This window comes from Microbacterium sp. CPCC 204701 (assembly GCF_004010105.1).
Taxonomy (GTDB): domain Bacteria; phylum Actinomycetota; class Actinomycetes; order Actinomycetales; family Microbacteriaceae; genus Microbacterium.
The window spans coordinates 1-16,998 of sequence record NZ_RRYE01000034.1 but is presented as its reverse complement, the minus strand read 5'-3'; the positions used below and the strand labels follow the sequence as shown (position 1 = coordinate 16,998).

Annotated in this window: 15 protein-coding genes; 11 read left to right on the top strand and 4 right to left on the bottom strand. The window is 69.8% G+C overall.

Annotation, left to right across the window (positions count from 1 at the left end; genetic code table 11):
• Positions 1-189: 189 nt before the first annotated feature.
• The 8 genes from tsf to EIO58_RS04535 all read left to right on the top strand — a co-directional run bounded on the left by tsf (position 190) and on the right by EIO58_RS04535 (position 5,851).
• Entirely contained in the window at positions 190-1,017 is an 828-nt protein-coding gene (tsf, locus tag EIO58_RS04570; RefSeq protein WP_127818496.1) for a translation elongation factor Ts, read from the top strand.
• Positions 1,018-1,099: 82 nt separating this feature from the next.
• On the top strand, positions 1,100-1,819 hold the full coding sequence (gene pyrH / locus EIO58_RS04565) for a UMP kinase (protein WP_127818495.1): 720 nt from the start codon (positions 1,100-1,102) through the stop codon (positions 1,817-1,819).
• Between the two features lie 52 nt (positions 1,820-1,871).
• Entirely contained in the window at positions 1,872-2,426 is a 555-nt protein-coding gene (gene frr / locus EIO58_RS04560) for a ribosome recycling factor (RefSeq protein ID WP_127818494.1), read from the top strand.
• Positions 2,427-2,435: 9 nt separating this feature from the next.
• On the top strand, positions 2,436-3,482 hold the full coding sequence (locus EIO58_RS04555) for a phosphatidate cytidylyltransferase (protein WP_127818493.1): 1,047 nt from the start codon (positions 2,436-2,438) through the stop codon (positions 3,480-3,482).
• Entirely contained in the window at positions 3,479-4,042 is a 564-nt protein-coding gene (locus EIO58_RS04550) for a DivIVA domain-containing protein (RefSeq protein ID WP_127818492.1), read from the top strand. Before EIO58_RS04555 ends, EIO58_RS04550 begins: the two co-directional genes overlap by 4 nt.
• A gap of 59 nt (positions 4,043-4,101) precedes the next feature.
• Positions 4,102-4,833 (top strand): aggregation-promoting factor C-terminal-like domain-containing protein, encoded by a 732-nt coding sequence (locus EIO58_RS04545; protein WP_240658564.1) that lies wholly within the window; start codon positions 4,102-4,104, stop codon positions 4,831-4,833.
• Between the two features lie 3 nt (positions 4,834-4,836).
• Positions 4,837-5,121 (top strand): hypothetical protein, encoded by a 285-nt coding sequence (locus EIO58_RS04540; RefSeq protein WP_127818491.1) that lies wholly within the window; start codon positions 4,837-4,839, stop codon positions 5,119-5,121.
• Between the two features lies 1 nt (position 5,122).
• Entirely contained in the window at positions 5,123-5,851 is a 729-nt protein-coding gene (locus EIO58_RS04535; RefSeq protein ID WP_127818490.1) for an alpha/beta hydrolase, read from the top strand.
• Here the strand turns inward: EIO58_RS04535 and EIO58_RS04530 are convergent, their stop codons facing one another.
• Complete coding sequence (locus EIO58_RS04530) at positions 5,852-6,925, bottom strand: AI-2E family transporter (protein ID WP_127818489.1); 1,074 nt, start codon at positions 6,923-6,925, stop codon at positions 5,852-5,854.
• 179 nt (positions 6,926-7,104) lie between these two features.
• On the opposite strand from EIO58_RS04530, the gene EIO58_RS04525 reads away from it, so the two are divergent.
• On the top strand, positions 7,105-8,970 hold the full coding sequence (locus EIO58_RS04525; protein WP_127818488.1) for a glycosyl transferase: 1,866 nt from the start codon (positions 7,105-7,107) through the stop codon (positions 8,968-8,970).
• Entirely contained in the window at positions 8,967-9,908 is a 942-nt protein-coding gene (locus EIO58_RS04520) for a tetratricopeptide repeat protein (RefSeq protein WP_127818487.1), read from the top strand. The genes EIO58_RS04525 and EIO58_RS04520 overlap by 4 nt, the downstream gene beginning before the upstream one ends.
• A gap of 36 nt (positions 9,909-9,944) precedes the next feature.
• Here the strand turns inward: EIO58_RS04520 and glgB are convergent, their stop codons facing one another.
• The 3 genes from glgB to glgX form a co-directional block, all read right to left on the bottom strand.
• Positions 9,945-12,122 (bottom strand): 1,4-alpha-glucan branching protein GlgB, encoded by a 2,178-nt coding sequence (gene glgB / locus EIO58_RS04515; RefSeq protein WP_127818486.1) that lies wholly within the window; start codon positions 12,120-12,122, stop codon positions 9,945-9,947.
• A complete protein-coding gene (locus tag EIO58_RS04510) occupies positions 12,119-14,182 on the bottom strand; it encodes a maltotransferase domain-containing protein (RefSeq protein ID WP_127818497.1) in 2,064 nt (687 codons plus the stop codon). Before EIO58_RS04510 ends, glgB begins: the two co-directional genes overlap by 4 nt.
• A gap of 79 nt (positions 14,183-14,261) precedes the next feature.
• Positions 14,262-16,349 (bottom strand): glycogen debranching protein GlgX, encoded by a 2,088-nt coding sequence (gene glgX, locus EIO58_RS04505; RefSeq protein WP_127818485.1) that lies wholly within the window; start codon positions 16,347-16,349, stop codon positions 14,262-14,264.
• A 105-nt stretch (positions 16,350-16,454) separates the two neighbouring features.
• Between glgX and EIO58_RS04500 the strand changes: the two genes are divergently transcribed.
• On the top strand, positions 16,455-16,998 hold a 544-nt coding region (locus tag EIO58_RS04500), incomplete at its 3' end, for an aminotransferase class V-fold PLP-dependent enzyme (protein WP_127818484.1).

Genomic DNA, 16,998 nt, shown 5'->3' with positions numbered 1-16,998 from the left:
TCCGCCGTCGACGCCGACGCTGCGGTCGACGCCGTCGAGGCAGCGGTCGCCGACGCGGTTGTCACCGACGCCGCCGAGCCGTCGGACGCCGACAAGTAACGGGTCTCCTCCACTGCAACGCCTCGGCAGGGTCGCGACGCGGCCCCGCCGAGGCATCCCGGAATCATCACAATCAAGGAGCCGCCACCCATGGCAAACTTCACGATCGCCGACATCAAGGCGCTGCGCGAGCAGCTCGGCACGGGAATGGTCGACACCAAGAAGGCGCTCGAGGAGGCCGACGGCGACCTCGAGAAGGCCGTTGAGATCCTGCGCCTGAAGGGCGCGAAGGGCAACGCCAAGCGCGCCGACCGCTCCACGAGCGAGGGCCTGGTCGCCGCCAAGGAGCAGGACGGCAAGGTCACGATCATCGAGCTCAACACCGAGACCGACTTCGTCGCCAAGAACGAGCGCTTCCTCGCCCTCGCCGAGAGGGTGCTCGATGCCGCCGCTGCGGCAGGCGTGGACTCCGCCGAGGCGGCCCTGGCCGCTCCGGCAGGCGACCGGACCGTCGCCGAGCTCATCTCGGACGAGGCCGCGATCATCGGCGAGAAGGTCGAGCTGCGCCGCGTGCGCACGCTCTCGGGCGACAAGTTCGAGATCTACCTGCACAAGACCAGCAAGGACCTGCCGCCGCAGGTCGGTGTCGTCCTCGCCTACTCGGGCGACGACGCCGAGACCGCTCGCAGCCTCGCGCAGCACATCTCGTTCGCGAACCCGACCTACCTCTCGCGCGACGAGGTCCCCGAGGGGGAGGTCGACAAGGAGCGCGAGATCGTCACCGAGATCTCGCGCAACGAGGGCAAGCCGGAGGCCGCCCTCCCGAAGATCGTCGAGGGTCGCGTCAACGCGTTCTTCAAGCAGGTGGCGCTCCTCGACCAGGACTACGCGAAGGACAACAAGCTCTCCGTCGCCAAGGTCGCCCAGGATGCCGGTCTGACCCTGACGGGCTTCGCCCGATTCAAGGTCGGCGCCTGACAGGCAGAGAAGGCCCGCACCGCTCACGGTGCGGGCCTTTTCTCATGCCCTTCGGTAGTTTGTCGTCAACGAGAGGATCGTCGTGATCAATGAGAACACCGGGCGCCGCCGCGTCCTCCTGAAGCTGTCGGGTGAGGCGTTCGGCGGAGGGCAGCTCGGGGTGAACCCCGATGTGGTCGGTCAGATCGCGCGCGAGATCGCTGCTGCGGTCGACCGCGTCGAGATCGCGGTGGTCGTCGGCGGTGGCAACTTCTTCCGCGGCGCCGAGCTGAGCCAGCGCGGCATGGACCGCGGGCGTGCCGACTACATGGGCATGCTCGGCACCGTCATGAACGCTCTCGCCCTGCAGGACTTCCTCGAGCAGGCCGGCGCGGCCACCCGCGTGCAGTCCGCCATCTCGATGACGCAGGTCGCCGAGCCGTACATCCCGCGCCGCGCGGAGCGCCATATGGAGAAGGGCCGCGTCGTCATCTTCGGCGCGGGCGCGGGACTGCCGTACTTCTCCACCGACACCGTCGCCGCCCAGCGCGCGCTCGAGATCGGCGCGCAGGAGGTCCTCGTCGCCAAGCACGGCGTGGACGGCGTCTACACGGCCGATCCGAAGAAGGATGCCTCGGCCACCCGCATCGACCGCATCACGTATCTCGACGCGCTGCAGCGGGGACTGAAGGTCGTCGACTCGACCGCGTTCAGCCTCTGCATGGACAACAAGATGGACATGCGGGTGTTCGGCATGGAGCCGGCGGGAAATGTGACCAAGGCCCTCCTCGGCGAATCCATCGGCACGCTCGTCACGGCCTGACCGCGTCGCCCCCAGTAGACTTGCCACGCCCCATCTACGCGAAGGAGACACTGTGATCGCGGACGTCTTGGCCGAGGCCGGAGCGCGCATGGACCGCGCCGTAGAGGCTGCGAAGGAGGACTTCGCGACGGTGCGCACCGGGCGGGCGAACCCGCAGCTGTTCCAGAAGATCCTCGTCGACTACTACGGCACCCCGACGCCGCTCGCGCAGCTCGCGTCGATCAACAATCCTGAAGCGCGCACCGTCATCGTCACGCCGTACGACAAGTCGGCGCTGAAGGCGATCGAGCAGGCGATCCGCGACCTCCCGAACCTCGGGGCGAACCCGACGAACGACGGCAGCATCGTCCGGGTGACGATGCCGGAGCTCACCGAGGAGCGTCGCAAGGAGTACGTCAAACTCGTGCGGTCGAAGGGCGAGGACGCGAAGGTGCACGTGCGCGGCATCCGTCGCAAGTCCAAGGACGACATCGACGCCCTCAAGGGCGAGGTCGGCGAGGACGAGCTCTCCCGTGCCGAGAAGGAACTCGATGCGCTCACGCGCGCGCACGTCGACGCGATCGACGACGCGCTCAAGCGCAAAGAGGCAGAGCTGCTCGAGGTCTGAGGTCAGGCGATGACCGACGACGCATCCGGCGAACCGGGGCACGATGGCGAAGGCGGGGCCAGCGCCCGGTCGCGCCGCAGTGCGCACCGCCGGGACGCGGAGCCCGCCGATCCCTCGCCTGCGTTCCAGTCCCATCTTCGCGCTGCGCGCAGCGAGTTCGAGAACCAGGTAGCCCAGGCGCGGGCCGAGTTCGACGAGGCGAACGAGCGAATCAAGGCGCGGACCGGACGCAACCTGATCCTCGCCATCCTGATCGGTCTCGCGATCGGCGCCGTGCTGGTGGGGTCGCTCATCTTCGTGAAGTGGGCGTTCCTCGTGTTCGCGCTCGCGGCGGTGCTCCTCGCGGTCTTCGAGTTCTCCCGCGCCGTCACGGCGGCCGGACGCCGCGTCGATGTCGCGCCGCAGCTGGTCGCGGGGGCGATCGTCCTGGTGTCGGCGTACTTCGTGGACGCGTGGATGCTGTGGGTCGTGCTGTTCGTGGCGCTGGCGATCGTGGTGGTGTGGCGCCTGGTCGCGCAGATGGCGTCGGGCGATGGGCGCACGTACGGCCTCGTCCTCGGCGACGTGCTGATCTCCGCGTTCATCCAGCTCTACGTCGTGTTCCTCGCGAGCCTGTGCATCGTGCTGCTCAGCCGCGACGGCGGCGAGTGGTGGGTGCTGGCGTTCATCATCGTCGCGGTCGCGGTCGACACCGGAGCGTACATCGCGGGCATCAGCGTCGGCCGCCACCGGATGGCGCCCCGCATCAGCCCGAACAAGACCTGGGAGGGCTTCGCGGGCGCCGCCGTCGCCGCCGTCCTCGTCGGCGTGCTCGTCGGCAGATTCATGCTCGGGCTCGACTGGTGGATGGGTGCCGTCCTCGGCGCGGCGATCCTCGCCACGGCCACCGCCGGCGATCTGGGAGAATCGATGATCAAGCGCGACCTCGGCATCAAGGACATGAGCTCTTGGCTGCCGGGTCATGGCGGTGTGCTGGACCGGCTCGACTCCATCCTGCCGTCGGCCGTCGCCGCGCTGACCCTCTACTACCTCTTCACTCCCTTGGTGGCATCATGACGGCATCCGAAGCCGCACCCCGCGCATCCTTCCCCGAGACGCGCGGGCGCGAGAAGGGCTACGACAAGGCCGCGGTCGACGACCTGCTGGCCCAGGCCCGCGTCGCGTTCGAGAACGGGGACCTGACGATGACGTCGGCCGACATCCGCAAGGCAGCGTTCCCGCTGGTCAAGCACGGGTACTCGGTTGCGTCGGTCGATGCCGCCCTCGGTCGCATCGAGGACGCGTTCGCGGCGCGCGAGCGTACGACCGCGGTGGCGCAGGTGGGCGTCCAGGCTTGGGTCGGGCACACGCGGGAGTCGGCGCAGGAGGTGCTCGATCGGCTCTCGCGACCGCGCAAGGAGCGCTTCGACCGGGTGTCGGCGCTGCGTTACGGGTATCGGATCGACGAGGTGGATCTCGTCTCCGACAAGGTCTCGCGCTACCTTGAGACCGGCGACGCGCTGACCGTCGAGCAGGTACGTGCCGTGGCATTCCGGATGCAGCGCGGGGGCTACCGCGAGACGCAGGTGGACGCCGTGCTCGACGCCGTCGTCGAGATCATGCTCGCGGTGAAATGACGCCCACCGAGGGCGTGAGGATGGCACCGGCACGGGGGCATGGCTAGAATCGGGACACTGTGACTTCCGGAACCGAACTGACCCCGACACGGCGTTCGCGCCGTCAGGACGTGTCGATTCGACCGGCGATCCGCACCGCGACCCCAGCGCGTCCGGTGCAGAGGGTGCCCCGCTGGTCACGCCGACGCAGCGTGATGGGCGTCTTCGCCGCATTCGCGGCGGTGGGCTTCGCGGCGGCGTACATCGGCCCCGCCGGGCTCGCGATGACGCAGGCGAGCGCCGGGGAGCCTGTCGCGGTCTCGCTCTACGCCAGTTCGCTCGGCGACGTGCAGTCGATTGCCGGCGACCCCGCGGCCGGACCCGTCGAGGCCGACGATCTCGGCCGGGGCGGCTACTCGGTGTTCGTCAAGCCGAAGCCCACGCCCACAGTGGAGCCGAAGGCCACGTCGAAGGGCGGGGGCTGGCGTCCGCCCTTCGTGACCCCGGATCCCGGCACCGCCCAGGGGATCGCCTACGATATGGTGCTCGCGCGCGGGTGGGGCGACGATCAGTTCGCGTGTCTCGTGGCGCTGTGGAACAAGGAATCCGGCTGGCGAGTCAACGCCTACAACGCCTCCAGCGGCGCGTACGGCATCCCGCAGTCGCTCCCCGGCTCGAAGATGGCCACCGCGGGAGCCGACTGGGAGACCAACCCGGCGACGCAGATCACGTGGGGCCTGGGCTACATCGGCGGCCGCTACGGCTCGCCGTGCGGCGCCTGGGACCACTCGCAGCGGGTCGGCTGGTACTGATCCATGCCGCGGTCGCACCGCCGCCGCCCGGATCCGCGCGGCGACGACTCGTTCGAGCGCCTCTTGGCGGGCTGGAAGCGCACCGAGGTGCGCCGGGGCGTGGAGTGGACGGTTCAGCCGGTCTCTCCCGCGCAGGCGGCGAAGAGCTACATCTGCCCCGGATGCGGCAGTCAGATCGATGCCGGCGTCGCGCACCTCGTCGCGTGGCGAGCGGATGGCGTGCTAGGCGACGCCGCCGACCTGGCGGCGCGCCGACACTGGCATCAGCATTGCTGGAAGGTTGCGTGACATGGAGATCCGAGGACCGATGCTGCTTCCTGCCCGCCGGGAAGACATCGAGCTCGCGACGCTCGATGGGCTGACGCTGGTCGGGGAGCTCGCACTGCCCGAGGATGGCGACCCGGTCGCGACCCTGGTGACGCTGCATCCGTTGCCCACCGCGGGCGGCTTCATGGACTCGCACATCCTGCGGAAGGCCGCGGGACGCCTGCCCGCACTGGCGGACCTCGCGGTCCTCCGCTTCAACACGCGCGGCACCACGTCGCCGCGAGGCACGAGCGAGGGCACCTTCGACGGCGGGCGCGCGGAGGCGTTCGACGTCGCCGCCGCGATGGACCTCGTGCGCGAGCGGGGCCTGCCGCGCCCGTGGCTCGTCGGATGGTCGTTCGGCACCGAGCTGGCGTTGAAGTACGGGCGCGACCACCCTGTCGAAGGCGCCGTGCTGCTGTCGCCGCCGCTGCATCGCACGACCGACGCCGAGGTCGCGGCGTGGGCGGGCGATCCGCGCCGCCTCGTCGTGCTCGTGCCCGAGTTCGACGACTACCTGCGACCGGAGGCCGCCGCCGAGCGCTTCGCGAGCGTGCCGGACGCGGTGCTGATACCGGTCGAGGGCGGGAAGCACCTCTGGGTGGGCGAGAACCAGACACGCCGCGTCCTCACCGAGATCGTCGCTGCCATCAACACCGACGCGCTGCCGCTGGCATCCGAGTGGGACGGATCGGTCGTCCCGGAGGGGTGATCATCTCTCGTTCTGCCGCGGGATGACGACCTGGCGGAAGATGATCAGAACGCTCGCGGCCACCGGGATGGCGACGAGTGCGCCGAGCAGGCCCAGCAGCGACCCGCCCGCGAGGGCGGCGATCACGACGACCGCGCCGGGCACCGCGACGGCGCGCCCCATGATCCGCGGCGAGATGATGTACGCCTCGATCTGCATGTAGATCAGGTAGTAGATCGCGGCGATGAGGGCCGTGGCGGGAGAGCCGAGACCCGGGATCAGGCACGTCAGCACGATGATCGTCGAGCCGGTGAGTGTCCCGACGAGGGGGATCAGCGAGAAGAAGAACGCGATGACGGCGAGCACGGCGGGGAACGGCGCGTCGATGATCGAGAGGAAGATCGCGCTCAGCACGCCGTTGATCACGCCGAGGGTCACCTGACCGATGACGTAGTAGCCGACCGAGTCGGTGATCTGCTCGCCGAGATCCATGAAGCGAGCGCGCTTCGACGCGGGGACCAGCTGGTACACCGAACGCTTGAGGCTCGGCGTCGAGGCGGTGAAGTAGATCGTCAGGATCAGCACGATGAAGGCGCCTGCGAACCCCGCCACGAGAGCGCCGATGATCGCGATGATGCTGCCGCCGATCTCACCGCCGATCTGCCCGACGTCCAGCGAGTTGTACCAGTCCTCGATGTAGCCCCACACCTCGTCGACGTTGAGCGCCGGAAACACTGTGCGGATCCAGTCTTGGATGCCTCCGACGGGGTCGTCGAACATTCCGTCGTCGTAGAGCTCTTGGATGGCAGCGACCAGCTGTCCGATCTGCTGCACGATGATCGGCACGATCATGAGGACGATCCCGGCGAATGCGGCCAGCACACCGAGGATCGTCACGAGCACGGCGGCCCACCGGGGGAGCTTGCGGCGCTCGAGCCACGCGACGATCGGGTCGAGGCCCAATGACAGAAAGAGCGCCGTGCCGACATAGAGCAGGATCGTCTGGAGGTTCTGGATGCTTCCGATCAGCAGCAGCCCCAGCCCGACGCCGAGAGTTGCCAGCAGAGCCGTCCGGAACGGATTGTGCAGCTTCACGGCATCCCTCTCCCATCGGCGCACCGCCGATGTTGTGCGTGCTCCGTCAGAATAGTCATGATCGGCGTCCAGCCCGGGCAATGTCGCCTCCCGGGCCCCTTTCAGGTCGTGTTCGCTAGTCTGAAATGTCGAATCGAAGGGAGCGCGCGCTCTGCGCGTCCCGGGAAAGGTGAAATTTCGTGCGTTTCGTGTGGGCCGTGGCGGCATTCGTGCTGGCCACCGTGATGATCGGCGCGGGCCTTGCTCAGCGCACGATCTTCCAGGGACCCAGGACCGAGACCACCGCGATATCGGTCGAGGACGAGGCCCCGTTCCTCCTCATCGACGGCGCGGTGCTCAATCAGCTCCCCGGCACTCAGACCCTGCGCGCGCAGGGCGAGGGCGATATCTTCGCGTCGTACGGCCGCACCGCGGACATGCAGGCGTGGCTCGCGGGCTCCGAGTACAGCCACGTGTCGGTGACGGGCGCGGGCACGGTCACGACGACCCTCGTCGAGCCTGAGCCTGCCGAGCCCGCCGAGGGCGCGGCCGCTCCCGAGGCGACTCCCGCCCCTGCCGAGGGATCGACGGATGCCGCGACCGAGGGCGCGGCCGACCCCGAGGCGCAGCCCGGTCGCAGCCCCGTGGGCTCCGATCTGTGGCTCGACGAGTTCCAGCAGAGCGACATCCTCATCGCGCCGCTCCAGCTCCCTGACGAGATGAGCGTGCTCATCGCCGCGGACGGGACGGCTCCGGCGCCCAGCGCGGTCAGCGTCACGTGGCCGCTGCAGACGTCGACCCCGTGGGCTGGTCCGCTGGTCGTCGGCGGTGGCATCCTGATGGCCGTCGGCGTTCTCCTGTACATCCTCGGCATCCGTCACGCCCGGCGCTCGCGCGGACCCCGCCGCAAGGGTCTGCCCGTGCCGGTGACCGAGCCGATCGACATCGCGATCGACGATCCCGACAAGGGCGTGATCAGCTCGGGAGCACCGACCCGCCGAGCGTTGACCACAGGGCGCCGCGCGTTCGCGGTGGTGCCGGCGGTCGCGGTCTCGGCCCTGCTGTTCGCGGGCTGCTCATCCGACGCGTGGCCGCAGCTCGCTCCCACGCCGACCCCGACGCCGACGGAGACGGTCATCGCACCGGAGGGCCAGCACGCCCCCGCGGTGACCAAGGCCCAGGCCGAGCGCATCCTCTCGCGCATCGCCGAGACCGTCGCGGAAGCCGACGCGGCCCTGAACGGCGACCTGGCCTCAACGCGCCTGGAAGGCGCCGCGCTGGCCGCCCGCGACACGAACTACAAGCTGCGCTCGGCGATCGCCGAGTACCAGGTGCCTGCGCCCATCGTCGCGAAGCCGCTCGAGATCATTCTGCCCGAGGCGCGCAACGGCTGGCCTCGGTCGGTGATCGCGGTGGCCGACGACGACGAGTCGAAGACGTCGAGCATCATGCTGATGACGCAGCACGATGTCTGGTCGGATTACAAGCTGTCGTACATCGGGAGCCTCGAGGCGTCGACGTCGCTGCCGAAGCTGGCGCCCGCGTACATCGGAGCGCCGCAGGTCGAACCGGACTCGCCGTTCCTCCTGCTGCCGCCCGAACAGATCGCCGCCGCCTACACGGACGTCATCAACAAGGGCGAGGAGAGCGAGTTCCACGAGCTCTTCGACGCCGAGAGCGACCAGCTGCGTGCGAGCATCGCCGCGGACCGCCAGCGTCGCCTCGACGAGTTCAACGCGACGGCCGCCTCGACGGGCAGCCTCGAGTTCGGGGCGACTCCGGGGATCGAGGCGCCGTTCGCGCTGCAGACGGTCGAGAGCGGCGCGATCGTGGCCGTGAACATCCACGAGCTCGACACGGTGAAGCCGACCAACGCGGATGCTGTGATCAAGCTCGACAACAACACGACCGTGAAGACGCTGTCGGGCGCCGACCAGTCGGCCAGCGGGTTCGTGACAACGTTCAGCGACCAGGTGTTCTTCTATGTCCCCGGCCCGGGGTCGGATGAGAAGATCCGGCTTCTGGCCTACTCCTCCGACATCCTCGACGCGAAGGTGATCAAGTGAGCGATCCGACTCTCGGTGCCGCGCTGCGTGGCGCGGTCGATCTGTCCACTCTGCGGAACCGCCCGGCCGACGCGCCGGCGGGGACGGATGCCGCCGAGCCCGGCTCGGGCGTCGCCGTGCCGTCTCTGGTGATGGACGTCACCGACGAGACGTTCGCTCAGGTGCTCGAGCTGTCGCGCACCGTTCCCGTCGTCGTCGACCTGTGGGCCGAGTGGTGCGGGCCGTGCAAGCAGCTCAGCCCCATTCTGGAGCGCGTGGTGACCGAGCTCGACGGGCGGCTCGTGCTGGCGAAGGTGGACGTCGACGCCAACCCGCAGCTCTCGCAGGCATTCCGCGCCCAGTCGATCCCGATGGTGGTGGCGCTCGTCGGCGGCCAGCCGGTGCCGCTGTTCACCGGTGCCGTCCCCGAGCAGCAGGTCCGCGACGTGTTCGCTCAGCTGCTGCAGCTGGCGGCGCAGAACGGCGTGACCGGCTCGGTGACAGTCGACGGCGAGCCCGCGCCCGAGGAGCCGGCCGAGCCGCCGCTGCCCCCGCTGCACGCCGAGGCGTTCGAGGCGATCGAATCCGGCGACTACGCGCGCGCCATCGAGGCGTACGATAAGGCGCTCGCCGAGAACCCGCGCGACGCGGAGGCGCGTGCCGGTCTCGGCCAGGTCCGCCTGCTCGACCGCGTGCAGGGCGTCGATTTGCAGGAGGCCCGTGCGGCCGCCGCCGCGGCGCCGACGGGTGTCGACGCGCAGCTCACGGTGGCCGACCTGGATCTCGCCGGCGGTCACGTCGACGACGCCTTCGGCCGCCTGCTGGACCTGTTCGCGCAACTTCCGGTCGACGACCGTGCACCGGTGCGCGAGCGCCTGCTCGAGCTGTTCGCGCTCGTCGGCGACACCGATCCGCGCGTCATCGCGGCGCGCGGACGCCTCGCTTCGCTGCTGTTCTGACGCGGATTCGCTGACAACCGCTCCGGCAGGGGCCGGTCAGCCGCGGGTCGGCGACGGGATGTGCGCCTCCGGGTCGTGGCGGAGCCACAGCACGCCCAGGGGCGGCAGCACGAGCGATGCGCGACCGCCGTCGCCGGCGTGCACGACCCCCATGTTGCCGGCGCCCGACCCGCCGTACTCGCGTGCGTCGGTGTTGAGGATCTCGTGCCACACGCCGCGCGCGGGGAGATCGAGCTGATAGGCGCTGATCGGCGAGCCCGAGAAGTTGGCTGCGACGACGACGGCGTTGCCGTGCCAGTCCCGCCGCGCGAAGGCGACGACGTTCGGGTCCCACGCCGGCGCCCCGAGGCGCGTGAAGGCGGCGCTGTCGCTGTCGCGCGCCCACAGCGCCGAGTGGTCGCGGTAGACCCGGTTGAGTGCCGCGACGAACCCGTGGAGCTGGGCGTGGGCGGGCTGATCCAGCAGCCACCAGTCGAGCGAGCGCGCCTCGGACCACTCCGAGAGCTGGCCGAACTCCTGACCCATGAACAGCAGCTGCTTTCCCGGGTGACCCCACATATACGCCAGGAACGACCGCATGTTCGCAAGCTTCTGCCAGTGGTCGCCCGGCATGCGCGAGAAGAGACTGCCCTTGCCGTGCACGACCTCGTCGTGGCTGATCGGCAGCAGGTAGTTCTCGCTGAAGGCGTAGACGAACGAGAACGACAGCTCGCCCTCGTGGTGCGAGCGGTAGAGCGGGTCCCGCTTGATGTACTGCAGCGAGTCGTTCATCCAGCCCATGTTCCACTTGAACCCGAAGCCGAGGCCCGCGTGGTTCGTCGGCGCGGTCACGCCCGGAAAGCTGGTGGACTCCTCGGCGATCATCGCGATGCCGGGGTAGCGCTTGTACGCGGTCGCGTTGACCTCCTGCAGGAAGTGGATCGCCTCGAGGTTCTCCCGCCCGCCGTGGACGTTCGGCATCCACTCGCCGTCCTCGCGCGAGTAGTCGAGGTAGAGCATGGACGCCACGGCATCCACGCGCAGTCCGTCGACGTGGAACTCCTCGAACCAGTAGAGCGCATTCGCGACGAGGAAGTTGCGCACCTCGCGGCGACCGTAGTCGAAGATGTACGTCCCCCAGTCGCGGTGCTCGCCGCGGCGGGGATCGCCGTGTTCGTAGAGCGGCTCGCCGTCGAAGCGCGCGAGGGCGAAAGCGTCCTTCGGGAAGTGCCCGGGCACCCAGTCCATGATCACGCCGATCCCGGCCTGGTGCAGGCGGTCGATGAGGTGGCGCAGGTCGTCGGGATGCCCGAAACGGCTGGTCGGCGCGTAGTACCCGGTGACCTGGTACCCCCACGAGCCGCCGAAGGGGTGCTCGGCGAGCGGAAGGAACTCGACGTGGGTGAAGCCCTGGGACGTGACGTACTCGACGAGCGGATCGGCCACCTCGCGATAGCCGAGCCCCTGGCGCCACGATCCGAGATGAAGCTCGTAGACCGACATCGGGCGCGAGACGGGGGTGGAGCGCGCGCGCTCTGCCATCCACGCCGAGTCGTGCCACCTGTACGACGACTGGACGACGACGGAGGCGGTCGCCGGCGGCACCTCGGCGAATCGGGCCATCGGGTCTGCTTTCAGCACCCACTCGCCGCGTCGGCTCAGCAGCTCGAACTTGTAGGTCGCGCCCGCACCGACGCCCGGCACGAACAGCTCCCAGACGCCGCTGCCACCCATCGACCGCATGGCATGGCCCGAACCGTCCCAGTCGTTGAAGTCGCCCACGACGCGCACGGCGCGCGCGTTCGGCGCCCACACCGCGAACGCGGTCCCCGCGACTCCGCCGTGCTCGCGCGCGTGCGCGCCCATCACGCGCCACAGCTCCTCGTGGCGGCCCTCGCCGATGAGATGGAGGTCGAGCTCGCCAAGCGTGGGGGCGTGCCGGTAGGGGTCGTCCGAGACGTGGTCCGGACCCTCCGGGTACGTCGTGACCAGCTGGTACGCGCGCAGCGCGCCGCCCCGCGAGCCCTCCCAGATGCCTCCGCGCACATGCTCGAGCGGAACCCGTGTGCCGTCGTCGAACACCGCCGTCACGCTGTGCGCGAGCGGCCGCCGCGCACGGATCGTCCACAGCGCGCCGCCCTCTCCGTCGCTGTCCGGATGGATGCCCAGGACCGCATGCGGATCGTGGTGCGAGCCTGCCGCGACGGCGTCGAGAACCTGGTCGGTGGGCGTCATCGCTGCTCCTTCACGTGGAGGATGTGCACCGGCTCGGTGAACGCGTCGAGCATCACGTAATTGTGATCGGACCACGTCCACCGGGCGCCGGTGACGAGATCCTCCACCTCGTACGGCTCGCCGGGCGCGACGCCCCAGACGCGCGTGTCGAGGTGCACCATGGTCTGGCGCACCGAATGCGGGTCGGTGTTGACCACCACGATGACGGTGTCGGCGCGCCCGTCCGGCGACACGGCGGCCTCGAGGTGCTTGGCGTACACGAGGATGGCGTCGTCGTCGCTCCAGTGGACCGAGAGGTTCCGCAGCTGACGCAGGGCGGGGTGTGCACGACGGATCTCGTTGAGCTGCGCGATATACGGCGCGAGCGAGTCGCCGCGCTCGACGGCGCCCGCCCAGTCGCGCAGCTTGTACTCGTACTTCTCGTTGTCGATGTTCTCTTCCGAACCCGGCCGGGCGACGTTCTCGTAGAGCTCGTAGCCGGCGTAGACGCCGTACGTGGGTGCCGCGGTCGCCGCGATCGCGGCACGGATCCGGTACGCGGGACGCCCGCCGAACTGCAGGTACTCGGTGAGGATGTCGGGGGTGTTGACGAAGAGGTTGGGCCGGAGGAAGTCGGCCGTGTCGTGCGCGAGGCCCGACAGGAAGTCCTCGAGCTCGGTCTTGGTGTTGCGCCACGTGAAGTACGTGTAGCTCTGCTGGAACCCTGCCGCCGCGAGCGACTGCAGCGGAGCCGGCCTGGTGAAGGCCTCTGCGAGGAACACGACGTCCGGATCCGCGGTGTTCACCTCGCGGATGAGCCACTCCCAGAACTGGAGCGGCTTGGTGTGGGGGTTGTCGACGCGGAACACCTTGACGCCCTGCGCGATCCAGTGCCTCACGACGCGCAGCACTTCGGCGCGGATCCCATCGGGGTCGTTGTCGAAGTTGACCGGATAGATGTCCTGGTACTTCTTGGGCGGGTTCTCGGCGTACGCGATCGAGCCGTCGGGGAGCGTCGTGAACCACTCCGGGTGCTCGGTCACCCACGGGTGATCCGGCGCCGCCTGCAAGGCGAGGTCGAGGGCCACCTCGATGCCCTCGGCGCGTGCCGCGCGGACGAAGGCCCGGAAGTCGGCCAGCGTGCCGAGGTCGGGGTGCACGGTGTCGTGACCGCCTGCCTCGGAGCCGATCGCCCAAGGCGAGCCGGGGTCGCCCGGCTGCGGATCGAGCGTGTTGTTGCGCCCCTTGCGGTTCTCGGTGCCGATGGGATGGATCGGAGGGAGGTACAGCACGTCGAAGCCCATCGCCGCGACCGCCGGCAGGCGCTTCATGGCGGTGCGGAACGTGCCGCTCTTGATCGTTCCGTCCTTGAGCCGCTTCGCACCCTCGGAGCGGGGGAAGAACTCGTACCAGGCGCCGACGCCGGCCCGCTCGCGTTCGACCAGCAGGTCGAGGTCGTCCCCGAGCGTGACGAGCGACATGAGCGGCCGCTCTCGGAAGTACTCGGCGATCGCAGGGTCCTCGACGGTCGCGAGCGCCTCGACGTCGTCGACGGTGGGGTCCCGCAGCAGTCGCGCCGCCCCGGCGAGGACGCCGCGCTGGGCGGCAGGCCGGGACTTCTCGGCACCGGCCCCATCGAACAGGACTGCTCCGAGCTCGCGCATGAGGGCGGCATCCACCCCCGCCGCGATCTTGAGCGAGGCAGCGTGCTCCCAGGTGGCGAAGTCGTCGGCGAACGCCTCGAAGCGGAAGCGCCAGACGCCCTGCTCGAGAAGGGCGACCTCGGCCTCCCACCGGTCGAACCCGTCCTCGAGCGCGACGAGGCGGTGCAGCGATTCGTCGCCCGACGGCGAGAACAGCCGCAGCTGCGCACCGATGCGATCGTGCCCCTCACGGAAGGCCGTGACGCGGAAGGGAACGACCTCGCCCTCGAAGGCCTTCGGGCGGTACGGGCCCCACGGAACGCTCGGCGACGGCAGCGCCTGCGGCACGCGCGGCGTGACCGTGTCGCGTTCGGACTGCCAGGGCCTGGCCGCTCGGACAGGGATGGCTGAGGCGCTTCGCCAGGGGCGGGAGCGCATCGAGCGCGTCGTCGTCACCACGTCTCGAACCTATCGCGACGCTGCGCAGCGCGACAGCGACGTGACCGGTCGCGCCGACTCATTCGGCGCGGAAGAGATGCATCGACGTGCCCGAGAGCGGGACGATGTCACCGGGGCGGAAGCTCGGCGTGTCGGTGCGCGGCGTCTCGTCCTCGCTCGACCAGAGCGACACGAAGCGCGTGACGTCGTCGATCTCGGGGAGCGTGACCTCAGTGGGCCGTTCGGTGCCGTGGACCATGAGGAGGATCCGGTTGAACGCCTCGAACTCCGGCGTCGATGCGGCGGCGTACTGGAGCGTGCGGTGCGCCGGATCGGTCCACCGCTCGATCGACATGGTCTCGCCGTTCTCGTCGTACCACTCCATGACGGATGCCGACGGCGTGTGCTCGCCGAGACGTGCGAAGCGGATGGGGCGCAGCGCGGGGTTCTCGCGGCGCAGCCGCAGGAGTTCGCGCACGTGCGCGTACAGATCGCACTGCCACGGCGCGTGCTCCCACGACAGCCAGGTCAGGGGCGAGTCGTGGCAGTAGGCGTTGTTGTTGCCGCGCTGCGAGCGCGCGAACTCGTCGCCGGCGGCGAGCATCGGAACCCCCGCCGACAGGAGCAGCGTGCCGAGAAGATTCCGCATCGCCTTGCGGCGGGTCGCCAGGATGCCCTCGTCGTCGGTCGGGCCCTCGGCGCCGTGGTTGAACGAGCGGTTGGTGTCGGCGCCGTCGCGGTTCTGCTCTCCGTTTCCGAGATTGTGCTTGACGTCGTAGCTCACCAGGTCGCGCAGCGTGAACCCGTCGTGGGCGGTGACGAAGTTGACGCCCGCGAGCGGCCCGCGCTCCGCGCTGAACGTGTTCGCCGATCCCGCGAGGCGCGTCGCGAACCCGCCGATGCCGACGGGCGACGTCGACGCGCGGCGCGCATAGTCGACGTCGCTGAGCCAGAAGTTGCGTACGCGGTCGCGGTAGCGGTCGTTCCACTCCGTCCAGCCGTCGCCGAAGTTGCCGGTCTGCCAGCCGCCCATCCCGACGTCCCAAGGCTCGGCGATCCTCTTCACGCCGGCGAGGACCGGATCCTCGACGATCGCGCGCAGCAGCGGGTGGTCGGGCGTGAAGGTGTCATGCGCATCGCGGCCGAGCGTGGCGGCGAGGTCGAACCGGAAGCCGTCGATCTGCACCTCCTCGGCCCAGTAGCGCAGCGAGTCGAGCACCAGGCGCGACGCGGCATCCGTCGACGTGTTCACCGAGTTGCCGCATCCGGTGACGTCGATGTAGGCGCCGTCGTCGTCCTGGCGGTAGTACGCGCGGTTGTCGATGCCGCGCAGGCTCGACCGCGGTCCGCCGATGCCCTCTTCGGAGGTGTGGTTGTAGACCACGTCCAGGATCACCTCGAGCCCGGCCTCGTGCAGCAGCCGCACCATTCCCTTGAACTCGCGCAGGACCGCCTCGGGGCCCTGGCGCTGCGCCTCCTCGGTGGCGTAGGCGGCATGGGGTGTGAAGAAGCTGACGCTGTTGTAGCCCCAGTAGTTGGCGAGCCCGTGCTGCAGCAGGCGGGGCTCGGTCGTGAACGCGTGGATCGGAAGCAGCTCGACACTCGTGACGCCGAGATCGAGGAAATGCTGCACCATCGCCGGGTGGGCAAGGCCGGCGTACGTGCCGCGCAGTGCCCCGGGAACGTCGGGGTGCCGCTTCGAGAGGCCCTTGAGATGACCTTCGTAGAGCACCGTGCGGTCCAGCGGCACGGCGGGCTTCGTGACGCCTCCCCAGTCGAACGAGCCGTCGACGACGACCGATCGCCAGCCGTCGTATCCGCTGCGCACGAGTCCGCGCGTGTACGGCTCGACCAGGAGCGTGCCGCGGTTGAAGGTGTTGCCGGGGCTCTGCGGTCCGTCGACGCGCACCGCGTATCGGGTGCCGGCGCGCAGCAGTGACGTCTCGACCTCCCAGACTCCGCCGCCGACGTCCGACAGCGGCACCGTGTCGGTGATCCAGTCCAGGTCGGTGTCGTCGAAGACCACGAGCTCGACCGAGTCCGCGGCGGAGGACCACACCCGCAGCGTCGCGCTGTGGGGCCCGAGGGTGACCCCCAACCGGTCCAACTCAGGGGTGAGAAGACCGAGGTCGGGGAGGGTCGCGGTGGCGGACTCCGGACGGGACATGCGGACTACGATAACCATGGCGTGAGTCGCGGGCGTTACGGGACTCGGTTCCGGAGACTCCGGAACTCGGATGCATCCGCGGGGCGATGCGCGAGGGAGGTCGGGATGACGGTGTATCTCGATCACGCGGCGACCACGCCGCTGCGTCCCGAGGCGCGGGACGCGTGGCTGGAGGCTGCCCAGAGCGTCGGGAACGCGTCGTCGATCCACGGGCCGGGTCAGCACGCGCGCCGCGTGCTGGAAGAGGCGCGCGAGCGACTCGCCGCCACGCTCGACTGCGATCCGATCGAAGTCGTGTTCACCTCGGGGGGGACCGAGGCGGTCAACCTCGCGGTCAAGGGGCTGTGGTGGGAGCGGACGACGGATGCCGACGCCGTGGTCCTGCCCGACGGGGAGCACCATGCGACCCTGGATGCCGTCGCGTGGCTCGCCGGGCAGGAAGCGAACGTGCGGGCCGTCGGCCTCGACGCCGTCGGCCGGATCGCCCCGGACGCGTTCGCCGCGGCCTTGCCCGGAGCTGCCCTGGCCACGGCGCTCGTCGCGAACAACGAGGTCGGCACCGTGAACGACGCGGCGGCACTGGCGGCAGCGGCGACGGATGCCGGGGTGCCGCTGCACCTGGACGCCGTCGCCGCGTTCGGCCATGTGC